At 62.7% G+C, this 13,356-nt stretch carries 10 protein-coding genes, 1 other RNA gene and 2 pseudogenes; 4 read left to right on the top strand and 9 right to left on the bottom strand.

What is annotated here, in order from left to right; all coding sequences use genetic code 11:
- Positions 1–2: 2 nt before the first annotated feature.
- Together rsmH and mraZ are read right to left on the bottom strand one after the other, a co-directional pair.
- Entirely contained in the window at positions 3–1,034 is a 1,032-nt protein-coding gene (gene rsmH, locus NKH05_RS19320) for a 16S rRNA (cytosine(1402)-N(4))-methyltransferase RsmH (RefSeq protein WP_023721208.1), read from the bottom strand.
- Positions 1,031–1,489: a division/cell wall cluster transcriptional repressor MraZ gene (gene mraZ, locus NKH05_RS19315; protein WP_352481541.1), complete on the bottom strand. Its 459-nt coding sequence runs from the start codon at positions 1,487–1,489 to the stop codon at positions 1,031–1,033. The genes rsmH and mraZ overlap by 4 nt, the downstream gene beginning before the upstream one ends.
- Positions 1,490–1,895: 406 nt before the next feature.
- Here mraZ and NKH05_RS19310 point away from each other — a divergent pair, with 406 nt between their 5' ends.
- The gene (locus NKH05_RS19310) at positions 1,896–3,011 is read left to right on the top strand and encodes a cystathionine gamma-lyase (protein WP_352495118.1); all 1,116 of its coding nucleotides are present in this window, start codon (positions 1,896–1,898) and stop codon (positions 3,009–3,011) included.
- A gap of 9 nt (positions 3,012–3,020) precedes the next feature.
- Here NKH05_RS19310 and NKH05_RS19305 read toward each other — a convergent pair.
- The 7 genes and pseudogenes from NKH05_RS19305 to NKH05_RS19275 all read right to left on the bottom strand — a co-directional run bounded on the left by NKH05_RS19305 (position 3,021) and on the right by NKH05_RS19275 (position 7,141).
- Positions 3,021–3,313, bottom strand: a pseudogene (locus NKH05_RS19305) (type II toxin-antitoxin system RelE/ParE family toxin).
- Positions 3,310–3,594, bottom strand: a complete 285-nt coding sequence (locus NKH05_RS19300) for a type II toxin-antitoxin system ParD family antitoxin (protein WP_352481543.1) — start codon at positions 3,592–3,594, stop codon at positions 3,310–3,312. The pseudogene NKH05_RS19305 and the gene NKH05_RS19300 overlap by 4 nt, the downstream one beginning before the upstream one ends.
- Before the next feature lie 151 nt (positions 3,595–3,745).
- Positions 3,746–4,143, bottom strand: an RNA gene (gene rnpB / locus NKH05_RS19295) — RNase P RNA component class A.
- 59 nt (positions 4,144–4,202) lie between these two features.
- Complete coding sequence (locus tag NKH05_RS19290) at positions 4,203–4,946, bottom strand: lytic transglycosylase domain-containing protein (RefSeq protein ID WP_352481544.1); 744 nt, start codon at positions 4,944–4,946, stop codon at positions 4,203–4,205.
- A gap of 185 nt (positions 4,947–5,131) precedes the next feature.
- A complete protein-coding gene (locus NKH05_RS19285; RefSeq protein ID WP_352481545.1) occupies positions 5,132–5,899 on the bottom strand; it encodes an N-acetylmuramoyl-L-alanine amidase in 768 nt (255 codons plus the stop codon).
- Positions 5,896–6,615, bottom strand: a complete 720-nt coding sequence (locus NKH05_RS19280; RefSeq protein WP_023721214.1) for a J domain-containing protein — start codon at positions 6,613–6,615, stop codon at positions 5,896–5,898. Before NKH05_RS19280 ends, NKH05_RS19285 begins: the two co-directional genes overlap by 4 nt.
- 319 nt (positions 6,616–6,934) lie before the next feature.
- Positions 6,935–7,141 carry a hypothetical protein gene (locus NKH05_RS19275; RefSeq protein ID WP_023721215.1) on the bottom strand — a complete coding sequence of 69 codons (207 nt, stop codon included), beginning with the start codon at positions 7,139–7,141 and terminating at the stop codon, positions 6,935–6,937.
- Between the two features lie 172 nt (positions 7,142–7,313).
- Here NKH05_RS19275 and NKH05_RS19270 point away from each other — a divergent pair, with 172 nt between their 5' ends.
- The 3 genes and pseudogenes from NKH05_RS19270 to NKH05_RS19260 all read left to right on the top strand — a co-directional run bounded on the left by NKH05_RS19270 (position 7,314) and on the right by NKH05_RS19260 (position 13,182).
- The gene (locus NKH05_RS19270) at positions 7,314–11,195 is read left to right on the top strand and encodes a hydantoinase B/oxoprolinase family protein (protein WP_353025893.1); all 3,882 of its coding nucleotides are present in this window, start codon (positions 7,314–7,316) and stop codon (positions 11,193–11,195) included.
- A gap of 31 nt (positions 11,196–11,226) precedes the next feature.
- A pseudogene (locus tag NKH05_RS19265) lies at positions 11,227–12,520 on the top strand (BtaA family protein).
- The gene (locus NKH05_RS19260) at positions 12,517–13,182 is read left to right on the top strand and encodes a class I SAM-dependent methyltransferase (RefSeq protein WP_023721217.1); all 666 of its coding nucleotides are present in this window, start codon (positions 12,517–12,519) and stop codon (positions 13,180–13,182) included. Before NKH05_RS19265 ends, NKH05_RS19260 begins: the two are co-directional and overlap by 4 nt.
- Positions 13,183–13,356 lie beyond the last annotated feature (174 nt).

Genomic DNA, 13,356 nt, shown 5'->3' with positions numbered 1-13,356 from the left:
GTTCACCTCTCTCCCGGTCGATCGGCACCGGGAAGCTTTGGGCCAGGCAGTTTTGGCAGGCCGAAAATCGAAAAATCACCAGCGCGCGCCGGCGCCTCTGTACGGATCGCAGCGCGCAGCCTTGCCGAGCGCGCCCGCGGATTGGCCGAAATCTCGGCATCGCCAGGCGTCACGCCGCTGCCCTTCTTGGTGAAGGTGGCGGTGCGCGCCTGCGCCTCGGGCAGGTGCCGCGATCCGGTCGCTGAATCAGCTCTGTCGGCGATAAAGCGCTTGACCATGCGGTCCTCCAACGAATGGAAGGTCACCACGGCAAGCCGCCCGCCCGGTTTCAGCACGCGCTCGGCGGCAAACAGCGCCTTTGCCAGCTCGCCGAGCTCGTCGTTGACGAAGATGCGCAGCGCCTGGAAAACCCGGGTGGCTGGATGGATCTTGTCTTTCGGCGCGCGGCCGATATGCGTCTCGATGGCATCGGCAAGGTCGAGCGTGCGCTCAAAGGGGCGTTTTTCGCGACGGCTCTCGATCATACGGGCGATGCGCCCAGCATGGCGTTCTTCGCCGAGAAAACCGAAGATGCGGGCAAGATCGCCCACCTTGAAAGTGTTGACGACGTCGGCGGCGCTCAGGCCCGCCTGCGCCATGCGCATGTCGAGCGGTCCATCGGCGCGGAATGAAAAGCCGCGCTCCGGCTGGTCGATCTGCATGGAGGAGATGCCGATGTCGAGCACGACGCCATCGGCACTTTCAACCTGCTCGTCGAGCGTTGAGAACGGTGCCTGGACAAGCCTGAGCCTGCCGCCGGACTGCTGTTCAAGGGTCCGCCCCGCCGCGATCGCATCCGGATCGCGGTCGATGGCGACGACCGAGGCTCCGCTTGCCAGAATGGCCTTCGTGTAGCCGCCAGCACCGAACGTGCCGTCGACGAGCACCTCGCCTTTTGTCGGCGCCAGCGCCTCCAGAACTTCGGCAAGGAGGACCGGAATGTGACGGGCTGGTCCGCCAACGGCATGAACTTCATCGCCGTCGCCCGCCATCATTCCGGCCGCTCCCCGGGCTTCGTCCCCTGCCGAAGCTGCAAAAGCCGGGCGCGAGCTTCCGTCCCATAGGCGCTGAGCCGTCCCGGCTCCCAGATCTGAAAGAAATTGCCGCGGCCAACGAAGGCCACTTCCGCTGAAATGCCGGTATGCTCGCGAATGAAATCGCTCATCGTGATACGGCCGTCCTGGTCGAGCTTCAGAAACGTTCCATCGCCATGGCAGAAGAACGACATGTCGTCCGCCGCCTGCAGGAACGGGTCTTCCTGCGCGATGCGCTGCTCGTAGCGATCGAGCAGGTCGAGCCCACCGACATCCATCGCCGGGCGATCCAGGCAGCGTAGCGCATAAAGTTCCGAATAGCCGCGTTTCTGCACAACGGCACGGAAATGCGCCGGCACGGACACCCGTCCCTTCGCATCGATCCTGTTCACCGCGTTCGACAGAAACCGGTCCATTACGCCTTACGGCCGCTTGCGCCGCCGCACCCCTCTGCATCTTCCTGTCCGCGCCGCCCCGGCCCGGTCGCCGTCCAAAACCCACTTCATTATGACGGGCGAACGCAGGCAAACGCGCAGCCGCCGCGGCTGCCCGATTGGCGTACGCTTCACCCTGACACGGAACGAAGGCTTGAGTATCGGAATGGGATATCATGGGGTGTTATGGGCGTCAACGGGAACAGTCTTCAAAACGCGCCTGCCACGACTGGGGAGAGCAGCTTTGACGGCACTCCGGTCTTTATCCTCCATTAAGCCTAACGAAGGGTTTAGAGCCGTGTGGTCCAACCGGACGCGGCTTGCTGCGGATCGTTGCCGCGCATAGCCTCGGCATCTCCTTTTCCGGTCAGTAACGAGGTTTGAAGCCATGTCTGAAACAGCCAAGTCGCGCGCCGCGGCACTTCCTCATCTGCGTCGCGCCGGGCTGGCCAAGGGCGACCCAATTCCCTTGCCCTTGACCATGGCCGCCATTTTCCACGCGCCGGGTGACGCCACCGGCTACGATCAATATGGCCGCTTCAGCAATCCGACCTGGGATGCAGTCGAGCACATGCTGGCGCATCTGGAAGACGCCCCATGCGTCGCCTTTCCCTCGGGAATGGCTGCCATCTCGGCGGTGTTTTTCGGCCTGCTCAAAGCCGGCGACCGTATCCTGCTGCCGTCCGACGGCTACCATACGACGAGAGCGCTGGCAGACCGTTTCCTGAAGTCCTTCGGCGTCGCGTACGACGTCCGGCCGACATCGAGCTTCCTCGACGGCGGCTTTGACGGATACCGGCTTGCCTTCGTCGAAACGCCCGCCAATCCAGGACTGGACATATGCGACATCGCAGCCGTCGCCGAAGCCGTGCACAAAGCGGGTGCGATGCTTGTGGTCGACAACACGACGATGACGCCTTTCGGCCAGCGCCCGCTCGATCTCGGCGCCGATATCGTCATTGCTGCCGACACCAAGGCGCCGAACGGCCATTCCGATGTGCTGTTCGGCCATGTCGCCAGCCGCAACGCAGATATTATCTCGAGGGTGACCGACTGGCGCGAGACGTCGGGCGCCATCCCCGGGCCGTTCGAGGCATGGCTGGTACATCGCGGCCTCGAAACGCTGGACGTGCGCTTCGACCGCATGTGCGCTTCCGCCGAAATGATAGCGCGACGGCTGAAAGACCATCGCGCAATCAGCGGCTTGCGCTTTCCGGGACTGGAGAGCGACCCATCACACAATCTTGCCCGCGCCCAGATGGAGCGCTTCGGATTTCTCATCTCGTTCGTGCTCGCCTCGGAGGACAAGGCCGAGGATTTCATCAACAACTGCGCGTTGATGCAGGCAGCGACATCGTTCGGCGGCGTACACACTTCGGCCGAACGGCGATCAAAAAGGGGAGATGCCGTTCCGCCCGGCTTCGTTCGCTTGTCGATCGGCTGCGAGCCGGTGGAAGAGCTTTGGCAGGCGATCGAGACGTCGCTAGACCGCATCGGCACCTGAGCAGCGCGACTACGAATTCAGATCGCCGGCGTCGATCTTGCGCCGGCCGTGGAGAACGCGAACGATTTCGATCGCCTCTTCGCGGACACGATACAAAGTGAGGTATTCGCCGACGATCAGGTGACGGATGCCGGGCGCAATGTCTTCGCGCGGTGCACCTGAGAAGGGATGCAGGGTCAGCAAATCCACCGCCTTTGCAAGAGATCCACGAGGCGAACCGCCGCATTTGGATTCTGTTCGGCAATGTAGTCGACGATGGCTTCGAGGTCGATCAATGCCTGAGGAAGCAGGCGATATTTCACTCCTCAAGGCCTTTGGCCTCGGCCATTTTCAGATATTTGGCGCGCAGCCGTTCCATGATTGGCGGCCCGTCCAGCGCCGGTCCGCTGTCGATCCCCTCCTGCGCCATCTTGCGCAATTCCTCGACCGTGTAGCCGAGCAGGTCGCGCCTGTCCTTCCATTGCCTCAGTGCGTCGCGGATCACCTCGCTCGCCGAGGCATATTCGCCGGCGGCGACCACGTCGTCGACTGCCGCGGCCAACTCCGGCGACAGCGTGATGCTACGTTTATCGACCTGTCCCATGACGCGCTCCTGAATATCGTCATCAACTGGTACGATTTAATCGCACCATTTTCAAGGAATGTCGCGCTCGATTGCGGGTCGAAAAGTGAATCAACGGCTGCGCCCGAAGACGTAACCTGCTGATATCAGGAGATTTCCTTTTATCGGGGAAACTGCCAGCTGGCCTGTAAGCCGGGTTCTGTATGGCCCTCGCCCCGTACGGGGCGAGAACGTGGCGGCCATTCATCTTGGGCGCATGTTGCCATGCGCCTCACGCAACCTACCCGGACGGTGAGCCGGAAACAGCCCTCGAGGGTTTCCCCTCGCACCGCCCCTATTCGGTCTTGCTCCCGGTGGGGTTTACCGTGCCGCTCCTGTTGCCAGTCGCGCGGTGGGCTCTTACCCCACCCTTTCACCCTTGCCACGATAGATCGTGGCGGTTTGCTTTCTGTGGCACTTTCCCTGGGGTCGCCCCCGCCGGCCATTAACCGGCACCGTGTCTCCATGGAGCCCGGACTTTCCTCACCCGCAGCCTTTCGGCTTCGCGGGTGCGGCCGCCCGGCCAGCTGGCAAGGCGTATAAAGGGGTTCAGGCCCGAAAACGCAAACGAAAAAGCAAGTTATCGCTTGTCAGGCGGGCGCTCCAAGTGCTGCCAGCTGCACCTTGACCTTGCCGCAATAGGCTGCGGACACCGGGTTCATCCGTGTGGCGCCGTGGCCGGCATTGTATTTCAGGATCGTGCCGCAGGTCGTGCCGCCGCCGAGATCCCGCGCCATGGCAAGGTACTTCATGCCGTATTTGATGTTGGTATCGGGATCGTAGAGACCCTGAACCGAACCGCTATAGCCCATCATTCTTGCCGTCGCCGGCTTGATCTGCATCAGGCCGATCTCGCCGGCGCTGCCGACCTGGTTCGGCTGGTAGTTGCTCTCGATCTTGATGACGGCATTGGCGAGCGACACCGGCACGCCGTAGCTGGCGGCATATCGCGCAATGATCGCCGAATACTGTCCGCTGCCGCCGACAACCGCCGCCTGGGGCGCTGGCCTGCTCTTCGGAGCGACTGACGCCGTTGCCATACGGTCGATGCGTTTGCGGTTACGCTTCACATGCTGTTTGGAGATTGTCTTTCTCGCAGCGGTCGGCCTTTTCGCGGAGACTGGCTTTTTCGTTCTTACCGCGGCCGCTTTTTCCACTTTTGCGGTGGTGGTCTTCTCTACTTTTGCACCACCTTTCGGCATGGCGGTTTTGCCGGCTGCGGCACTGAAGCCCTGATCGGCCCGTTGGCTCAGCGGTGCGCCGTTCGCCGCGCTGAAGGCAAAAGTCATTACGCCGGCAGCAATGGCTGCCGTTAAAACGGTCAATTTCTGCATGTGATCCTGTTCTGTTTGATCTGCACAAAGAACTTCGCGCAGATACCCTCAATCAACATCGGAACATCTGGGGGGATAGAGGTCCGACAATCTGTACGGATCGCCTTTGACGACGGAATTGGCGCCAAAGAAGGCGGCGCAAGTCACTTTAGGTAACAGATTGTAACTTTTAATCTGGGAAAAGATTATTTGAGAGAGGCTATCCTTGCGGAAGCGAGCAGCCTTTCCAGCGTGCGGATCGTCGATCCGTCAGCCATGCCATCGACCAGGCGCTGCCGGAAATGCCGCTGAAATGCCTCGACCACGATTTCGGTCTGCCGGTCGAAAGCGCCGGTGATCTCGACGCCATAACCATAGAGCGACAGCATCGACTGCAGCGCCTCGACCTCGGCGCCGGTATCATCTGGCTTCAGTACGGCGCCGCGCCGGATCGGTGCTGCCGGCACAACATGGCCGACACCGGCGGCAAACAAGGCTTTCCATGGAAATTTCTCGCCCGGATCGACCTTGCGCCCCGGTGCCACGTCGGAATGGGCGAGCACCCGCTGCGCCAGAATGGAATGGCGCTCGACAATGCCGACGCACAGGCCGATCACCGCGTCGATCTGCGGTTTTGGAAAATTGCGATAGCCGAGAGTATGCCCCGGATTGACGATCTCGATGCCGATCGAACAGGAGTTGATGTCGCTCTGTCCGAACCACCAGCTCTTGCCGGCATGCCAGGCGCGATCGCTTTCCCTTACCATCTGAACAATGCGGCCGTCCTCATGGACCAGATAGTGCGACGAGACCTCGCTTGCCGGATCGCACAACCATGCCTCGGCGCCGGCGCCGGTCGCCATGCCGGTGTAGTGCAGCACGATCATATCGGGTCTAAGCGTGCCGCGCCGCGGTCCGAAATTCGGCGATACCCTAACCTCGGCGCTCGGCTCGTCGGGCGGAAAGCCGCTCATGCGTGCCGCAGGCCTCGCTCGATCATCTCATAGGCCGCGTTGATCGCCGCCAGCCTGGTCGTCGCGATCTTGATGAATTCCTGCGGCAGGCCGCGTGCGATCAGCCGGTCCGGATGATTGTCGGAGACCAACTTGCGGTAGCGCCTGCGGACCTCCTCGAACGGCTTCCCACGCTCGATGCCGAGCACAACATAAGGATCGGCGGCGCCCAGATCGACATGCCGCGCCAGGATGCTCTGGTAGTGCGCCTCATCGATGCGGAAGATCTCGGCGATGCGATGCAGGAATTGGCGCTCGCGCTCATGCACCAGCCCGTCGGCCTTGGCGATGTGGAACAGCCCGTCGAGTATGTCCTCCAGCATCAGGCAATTCGAATGGCCCGAACCGCAAAGCTGCGCCATCCGCTCGGCATAGGTTTCGAAACCGGCAATGTCGCGTTTGGCCAAATCGTAGAGCCGCGCCACATTGCGCCTCTGTTCCTTCGGCACCTCGAATATTTCCTGGAAGGCGCGCACCTCGTCTTGGGTGACGATGCCGTCTGCCTTGGCCATCTTGGCCGACAGCGCGATCATCGCCACCGAGAAGGCGACGCGCCGGCGCAGATCGGCATCGCCGGAGAAAACCGTGCGCACGGCTTCGACCACTTCGGCGACGCCTGACGACGCTGAAGATGAAACGCGTGTGACGAAGTCGCCGAGGCGGTCCCAAATCGACATGAGGGTTTCATAGGGCCAACCGCCCATCGCTATCAAGCCAAGACAGTGCCGCAGGGGCTGGCCCAATCGATTTGGCGGAATGCCTGAGGCGGCTGGCGCTAGCGCTCACCCATGGAAAATCCGCAGACGGCAGCCTCGCCGCGCAAACGGCGAGCCTGGCGATTGGCGCCTTGGGTCGTCGTTTCGGCGCAAGTAAGGGGCGAGGCGTACTTTTCGCGTTGCGGTTACCTGCGTCGGCGCACTCGGCCGCAAAGCGCGGGCATCGTAAGCAGCAGAAAGGCCGGCGTGTGAGGCCGGCCTCTCTTGGTTGTCACATCAATTATTGCGCCGGGGCAGCCGGCGCAGGAGCGGGGGCCGGGGCCGGCTCGGCAGGTTTGTTGGCGTCAGGAGCAGCCGGCTTCATCGTCTGGTCGGATGCCGGCGGGTTAGTGCTCTGCGTCGTAGTGTTGTCGGTGCCGCTGTCGCTGCAGGCCGCAACGCCAAGCAAGGCAAGCGCCGAGACCGACGCAAGAATGAGTTTCTTCATGATATCTCTCCTCTAATCACGCCACCGTTACCGGCGACGATCGAGGACACAATGCATCAGGTCATGATGAGTTTCGTAACGTTGCGTTTCCGCGTGTAACATCAAGCGCTTGGCCGTACAAAGCGTTGAGCACTAACAGGATGCGTAAAATGAAAATGCCGGAGGCGCTGCCATGACCGCAAGATGGGATTTCTGGATCGACCGCGGCGGTACCTTCACCGACATCATCGGCCGGGACCCGGAAGGCGGGCTGTATCCCAGGAAACTCCTTTCGGAAAATCCCGAAGCCTATGCCGACGCTGCCATCCAGGGCATTCGCGAACTGCTCGGCGTCCAGCCCGGCGCCCCAATCCCTTCCGCTCTGATCGGCGACGTCAAAATGGGCACCACGGTCGCCACCAATGCGCTTCTCGAGCGCAAGGGCGACCGCGTGCTGCTGCTCATCACCAAGGGCTTCCGCGATGCGCTGAGGATTGCCTATCAGGCCAGGCCCGATATCTTTGCCAAGCAGATCATCCTTCCCGAACAGCTCTACGAGCACGTCATCGAGATAGACGAACGCGTGCGCGCCGACGGTCGTGTCGAACGCCTGCTCGACATCGCCTCCGTGCGTCCTGCCATCGAACAGGCCAAGGCTGACGGTATCGATGCGGTCGCGATCGTCTTCATGCATGCCTGGAAACATCCCGATCACGAAAAGGCGGTCGCCAAAGTCTGTCGAAAGCTCGGATTCTCGCAGGTCTCGGTCAGCCACGAGGTCTCGCCGCTGATCAAGCTGGTCGGCCGCGGCGACACCACGGTGGTCGACGCGTATCTGTCGCCGATCCTGGCAAGGTATGTGCAAAGGGTTGCGGCGGAACTGGGTGCCGCGCCAATCTCCCCCCTTGTGGGGGAGATGTCGGCGAAGCCGACAGAGGGGGGCGCTGTCCCGCCAACATCTCAGTCTGTCACGCCCCCCTCTGCCCTGCCCCCTTTGCCGCCACTTGGCATCTCCCCCACAACGGGGGAGATTGGCCAATCCCCCCGCCTTATGTTCATGATGTCGTCGGGCGGCCTCACCGCCGCCGACATGTTCCAGGGCAAGGATGCGCTGTTGTCCGGCCCGGCCGGCGGCGTCGTCGGCATGGTCGAGACGGCAAAACTCGCCGGTTTCGGCAAAGTCATCGGCTTCGACATGGGCGGCACCTCCACCGATGTCGCCCACTATGATGGCGACTACGAGCGCGCCTTCGACACCGAGGTCGCCGGCGTGCGCATCCGCGCGCCGATGATGCGCATCCACACCGTCGCCGCCGGCGGCGGCTCGATCCTGCACTATGAGGCCGGCCGCTTTCGCGCCGGGCCGGATTCGGCCGGCGCCAATCCCGGCCCGGCCGCCTACCGGCGCGGCGGTCCGCTTGCGGTCACCGACGCCAATGTCATGCTGGGAAAGCTGCAGCCCGACTTCTTTCCGGCCATTTTTGGGCCGGGCCAGGACGAACCGCTCGACGTGCGGACAGTTCGCGAGACGTTCACCGCACTTGCCGCCGAAATCGGCGACGGCCGCTCGCCGGAAGCCGTTGCCGAAGGGTTCGTCACCATCGCCGTCGAAAACATGGCCAATGCCATCAAGAAGATTTCGGTGCAGCGCGGCTACGACGTCACCGAATACCTGCTGAATTGTTTCGGCGGCGCCGGCGGCCAGCACGCTTGCCTCGTCGCCGATGCGCTCGGCATGGAGGCTGTGCTGATCCATCCCTTTTCCGGCCTGCTCTCGGCATACGGCATCGGCCTGTCCTCGGTGTTTGCGTCACGCCAGCAGGCGCTGCTGAAGCCGCTGGCGGACGATTCCGGGCCGGCGATCAACGAGCTCATCGCAACGCTGCGCAAAGCCGTCATCGACGAACTCGCCGCGCAAGGCATCACCGAAGACGCGGTCGCCTCGAAGCCGATGCTGCAGATCCGCTATGACGGCACCGATACCGCGCTGCCTGTGAACTTTGGGCACGGCTCGATTGCGCAGGCCAAGGCGGACTTCGAACTGGCGCACAAGGCGCAGTTCGGCTTCGTCTATGATGACAAGCCGATGATCGTCGAATCGGTCGGCGTCGAAGGTACCGATACCGGCAGCACCGGCCGCGACGAAAGCGATTCAGTTCTTGAACACAAGGCCGCAAGTCCTTCCGGGACGCGGAAAATTTTCGTCGACGGCATCTGGCGCGACGCCGGCATCTTCCCTCGCGAAACGCTGAAGCCCGGTAACAAGATCGCCGGCCCCGCTTTGATCATCGAGCCGAACCAGACCATCGTCGTCGAGCCCGGCTGGCAGGCCGAGATCACCGCCAAGGACCATGTACTGATGCGCCGCATCGAGAAGAAGCACCGGCAGGCCGCACTCGGCACCGAAGCCGATCCGGTGATGCTGGAGGTCTTCAACAATCTGTTCATGTCGATCGCCGAGCAGATGGGCGTAACGCTGCAGAACACCGCCTATTCGGTCAATATCAAGGAGCGGCTCGACTTCTCCTGTGCCGTTTTCGACCGGAATGGCGCGCTGGTCGCCAACGCGCCGCATATGCCGGTGCATCTCGGCTCGATGGACCGCTCGGTGGAGACCATCATCCGGCTCAATTCCGGCGACATTCACCCCGGCGACGTCTTTGCCCTGAACGCCCCTTACAATGGCGGCACGCATCTGCCTGATATCACCGTGGTGACACCGGTGTTTTCCCTCCCCCTCGAGGGGAGGGTGGCCGCGAAGCGGCCGGGTGGGGTCCTCTCAGAAGGCACCACAAATGCGTCGAGCACTGCCGCAACGACCCCCTCCGGCGGCTTCGCCGCCACCTCCCCCTCGAGGGGGGAGGAGATCCTCTTCTACGTAGCCTCGCGTGGCCACCATGCCGACATCGGCGGCACGGCGCCCGGCTCGATGACGCCGCTTGCCACTACCGTCGATGAGGAAGGTGTGCTGTTTGACAATTTCCGCATCGTCGATCGCGGCAGGTTCCGCGAGAAGGACCTGGAGACGCTGCTGACCGACCACCCCTACCCGGCGCGCAATCCGCACCAGAACATCGCCGACCTCAAGGCGCAGATCGCCGCGAACGAAAAGGGCGTCGCCGAGCTGCGCAAGATGGTCGCGCATTTCGGCCTTGGCGTCGTCGAAGCCTATATGGGCCATGTCCAGGACAATGCCGCCGAAAGCGTGCGTCGCGTACTGGAGCGGCTGCCCGACAGTTCCGAATACGAATATCCGACCGACACCGGCCAAATGATCAAGGTGAAGATATCGGTCGACCGGCGCAAGCGCGAAGCGACCGTCGACTTCACCGGCACGTCGCCAGTGATGAAGAACAATTTCAACGCGCCAGAGCCGGTCGCCCGTGCCGCGGTGCTTTATGCCTTCCGCGTCATGGTCGAAGACAACATCCCGATGAATGCCGGATGTCTGCGGCCGATCAACATCGTCATTCCCGACGGCTCGATGCTGAAGCCCGCCTATCCCGCGGCAGTCGTCGCCGGCAATGTCGAGACCTCGCAGCACGTCACCAACGCGCTGTTCGGCGCGATGAGGGCAATGGCCAATGCGCAAGGCACGATGAATAATCTCACCTTCGGCAACAAGCAGTACCAGTATTATGAGACGATCTGCTCCGGTTCGCCGGCCGGCCGCATGAACGACGGCCGCGGCTTTCACGGCACCTCCGGCGTCCACACCCACATGACCAATTCGCGCCTGACCGATCCGGAAGTGCTGGAACTGCGTTTCCCGGTATTGCTCGAAGATTTCCATATCCGCGAAGGTTCCGGCGGCAAAGGCAAATGGAATGCCGGCGACGGCACCAAGCGCACCATCCGCTTCCTCGAAAAAATGGAATGCGCGATCCTGTCCTCGCATCGCAACCGCCCGCCGCAAGGCCTGGACGGCGGCGGCGATGGCGAGGTTGGCTCGACCAAGATCCGCCGCAAGGATGGCCGCGTCGAGGTCCTGAAGGCCTGCGATCAGACCATCCTCGACGCCGGCGAGGCAGTCATCGTGACGACGCCGACGCCTGGTGGATTTGGCAAGGCCTGAACTCGCGTCAACAGGCTGTCACCGGCCTGTCATGACCCTGCGCTACCCGCTTGCGGCAAAGCAAACGGGGAATCGCCTTGCCATGACGGACATTTCTGGAGAACTGGTTTTTCGCCGCGGCAAGGAAGTTGGCAAAGCCGTCTACCAGAACCGCCCGCTGTCGAAAGCCGGCATCTCCGAGCGCTTGTTCGCCTTCCTGTTCTCCGGCCTTGTCTACCCGCAGATCTGGGAAGACCCCGAAATCGACATGGACGCGATGCAGCTCGGCAAGGGTCATCGTCACCATTGCCTCGGGCGGCTGCAACATCCTCGCCTATCTCACCCGGTCGCCGGAAAGGATCGATGCCGTCGACCTCAACACCGCCCACATCGCGCTGAACCGTATGAAGCTCGAAGCCGTCCGTCACCTGCCGTCGCAGGGCGACCTGTTCCGTTTCTTCGGCGCGGCTGAGACCGGGCACAATTCGCAGGCCTACGACCGCTTCATCGCACCGCATCTCGACCCGGTCAGCCGCCATTATTGGGAGCGCCGCAGCTGGCGCGGCCGTCGCCGCATCGCTGTCTTCGACCGCAATTTCTACCAGACCGGCCTGCTTGGCCTGTTCATCGCCATGGGCCATCGCACCGCAAAATTCTTCGGCATCGACCCGGCCGACATCATGGACGCCAAGAGCATCGCCGATCAGCGCCGCTTCTTCGACGAAGAGCTGGCGCCGGTCTTCGAAAAACCGCTGCTGAAATGGGCGACTTCGCGAAAAGCTTCGCTGTTCGGCCTCGGCATTCCGCCGGCCCAGTACGATTCGCTGATCACCTCGGGTGACGGCACCATGGCCAGCGTGCTCAAGGCGCGGCTGGAAAAGCTCGCCTGCGATTTTCCGCTGAAGACCAACTATTTCGCCTGGCAGGCTTTTGCCCGCCGCTATCCCAATCCCGGCGAGGCCGCCCTGCCCGCCTATCTCGAAAAGCGCAACTACAAGACGATCCGCAACAATGTCGATCGCGTGGCAATCCACCATGCCAATCTGATCGAGTTCCTTGCCGTTAAGGATGCCGGTTCGGTCGACCGCTTCGTGCTGCTCGACGCACAGGACTGGATGACGGACGACCAGCTCAACGGGTTGTGGGCCGAGATCACCCGAACCGCCTCCACCGGCGCCCGCGTCATCTTCCGCACCGCAGCGGAACCCAGCCTGCTGCCCGGCCGCGTCTCGAATTCGCTGCTCGACCAGTGGCGCTACGAGAACGACGCCTCGCGCGAGTTTTCGGCGCGCGACCGCTCGGCGATCTATGGCGGCTTTCATCTCTACGTGAAGCAGGGCGCATGAGCACGACCGAGTTGCCGGCCAGCCATGCCGAGCTGATGGACGGCGTTTACCGCTGGCAGCGTCATATCTACGACCTGACCCGCAAATATTATTTGCTCGGTCGCGACCGGCTTATCGCCGGCCTGGATGTGCCGGCCGGCGGCACCGTGCTCGAGCTCGGCTGCGGCACCGGCCGCAACATCATCCTTGCCGCCCGCCGCTATCCCGGCGCGCGCTTCTTCGGCCTCGATATTTCGGCCGAGATGCTGGAGACGGCCACCGCCGCCCTTGCCCGCGAAGGCCTCTCCGGCCGCGTCACGCTGGCGCGCGGCGATGCCACGGATTTCGACGCAAAGGCGCTGTTCGGCGTCGAAAATTTCGACCGCGTCTTTGTCTCGTATTCGCTGTCGATGATCCCCGGCTGGGAGAAGACGGTATCCGCGGCTCTTGCTGCCCTGTCATCTGGCGGCTCGCTGCATATCGTCGATTTCGGCCAGCAGGAGGCCCTGCCCCGCTGGTTCCGCACGCTGCTGCGCGGCTGGCTGAAAAAATTCCATGTCGAGCCACGTCAATCGCTGCGCGCGGTTCTGGATTCGGAATCTGCAAGAACCGGTGCAAGCTTCCGTTTCCAAGCGCTTTATCGCGGCTATGCGTGGCTCGCTGTGATCGGCCTAGGTCGATAGCCAGGGTGTGTTGAGATTCAGGTCAGGCCGAGTCGAAAACGGTGGGCTCCGAGAACCGGCGCGGGGTGTACTTTTGGGTACGTGAGCACCGGCCTACGCCGGCCGTAGCCTTAACTGCCACGACCGCTCATGAGTGCTTTGGCCGGCGAAGGCCGGAAGCGCAGGAAACCGCCG

The sequence above is a fragment of the Mesorhizobium sp. M1399 genome (genome assembly GCF_040317735.1).
Taxonomy (GTDB): Bacteria; Pseudomonadota; Alphaproteobacteria; order Rhizobiales; family Rhizobiaceae; genus Mesorhizobium.
Note: the sequence above shows the minus strand (reverse complement) of the source record. Positions and strands in the feature narration are given on the sequence as shown.